The organism is Enterobacter sp. MGH 38, from assembly GCF_000492855.1.
Lineage (GTDB): Bacteria > Pseudomonadota > Gammaproteobacteria > Enterobacterales > Enterobacteriaceae > Enterobacter > Enterobacter hormaechei_C.
The window spans coordinates 1-1,694 of record NZ_KI535609.1 but is presented as its reverse complement, the minus strand read 5'-3'; the positions used below and the strand labels follow the sequence as shown (position 1 = coordinate 1,694).

The 1,694-nt window shown below is 52.2% G+C and carries 2 protein-coding genes; one reads left to right on the top strand and one right to left on the bottom strand.

What is annotated here, in order from left to right; all coding sequences use genetic code 11:
• Positions 1–899 (top strand): phage tail fiber protein (locus L384_RS00005; RefSeq protein ID WP_032628501.1); only part of this gene is annotated, 899 nt, incomplete at its 5' end.
• On the opposite strand, the gene L384_RS22860 is transcribed toward L384_RS00005, so the two are convergent.
• Positions 865–1,689 carry a phage tail fiber protein gene (locus L384_RS22860; RefSeq protein WP_251997979.1) on the bottom strand — a complete coding sequence of 275 codons (825 nt, stop codon included), beginning with the start codon at positions 1,687–1,689 and terminating at the stop codon, positions 865–867. The two genes, L384_RS00005 and L384_RS22860, sit on opposite strands and share 35 nt — an antisense overlap.
• Between the last annotated feature and the right edge of the window lie 5 nt (positions 1,690–1,694).

The following is a 1,694-nucleotide window of genomic DNA, read 5'->3' as shown; positions in this document are numbered from 1 at the left end:
TCCCAATTAGCCAGGGTGGGACCGGGGCAACGAATGCCGCTGACGCACGCACAAACCTCGGTTTGGGAAATAGCGCTACAAGAGACGTTGATAATCAGTTTGCCCCGGTGTCGTCGTACATCAACGGAGCCGCTGTTATGGTCCAGGTTCATCGCGATTACAGGAACCTTGCCTCTTATGATGGTATTTCACAATATCCGCTCGGCATGTCTTTTGGCATACAGCTTGGAGGAAATGGATGGGGTGGAGGCAGCGGAGTTGATACTTACACGGGCATGTTAACACTCCGTGGCTGGCATGATTCGTCGGGTGGTGGCTATGTGTCGTGGCAGTTAGCGTCCACCTCTCAGGGCCTCAAATATCGTCAGGGTAATGGAACAATTCAGGGCAATGCTAACGTAGGGTTCTCCACGACGCACACCATTTATTCGACGCAGAACACCACGAAAGCCAGTGACGGAACGCTCAAGGCTGCATCCCCAGTAGTTAAGCTTTTTGCAGACGGTTCGTTTGAAACTAATGACGAATCAGAAGGCTGTTCTGTAACTCGTATGAAAGCCGGAGAGTATCTGATCGAGGGCTGCATGGGTATGAACTCTGATGCGGCGTGGGGTGGGATTGATGGCGGTTTTGATATTCCTAAAGATCGCAACGGGCAGGCCCTGATCTGGCTTGACTATGAGGTAAATGCCGACGGGTCAGTGCTCGTGAAAACATTCCACCGGGAATACTCGACGGCACCGATATTTGCGAGGAACTCCCGGGAAGGTCTCGCAGATGGCGAAGCGGCCGACATTCCGGCCGATCAGTTTGTCAGTGTCCGTGTAGAGATGCCGCAAAACAGTATCTGGAATCAACGTGCGGCTATGGCTCAAGTCCCTGACTCATCCGCTGATTAAAGGCAGAATCATCAGGCATATCCAGGCGAACATCGATCCAGCTGTTCGCTGGCACGTCCATCGGTTCCCCTTTCGTTTTGACGATCTCCCCGTCATCGCCTAGCAGGTATTTTCGCTTAAACAGGCGGATAGTCAGTCCTCCGTTTTCGGTTTGCTCTGCCTCAACTACACCCAGTTCCCCCATGCCGACAGGGTCCATTGGCGGCAGTAACTGCCATCCCTCTGACGCCAGGCCTGCCGAACCTGTCAGCACATAAACACCAACATCGACCCGGGAAATTTTGATTCCTTCAGCTTCGGTGTTCGCAGTACCGCAGCCGCACCAGATAAAATCATTTTCATCAATATCGGTGCGCTGATTCTCGTTCTGAGATTTCACGATTCTGGCCACCGGCGAAGCTGCTTTCAGCGTGCCATCGGAGGATTTAGTGGTATTTTCAGAAGTGTAAACAACTGAGCCTGGCTTCACAGACAGCATTGTTGAGAATGCATCGGTGCCATTATTTCTTCCTGCGATTTGGTAAGAGACGGCACCACCAATGCCTGCAACACCTGCCCTGAAGCGAGGAGTACCGTTAACCATCACCGTATGAGCCCATACACTACCCACCGTTGAAAGTCCTTCAACGGTAAAAGCGTAAGGGTTGCCAGCGATACCTGCGATATTCAGAGCATTCGTTAATGTACCTCCGCTCAAGCCCAGCGCGCCAAGGTTTGAGAGTGCAGAACTGGCAGTCTTTGCACCTGTTCCTCCCAGTTCTAATGGGATGACACCATTGCTGTCTACCAAACCGA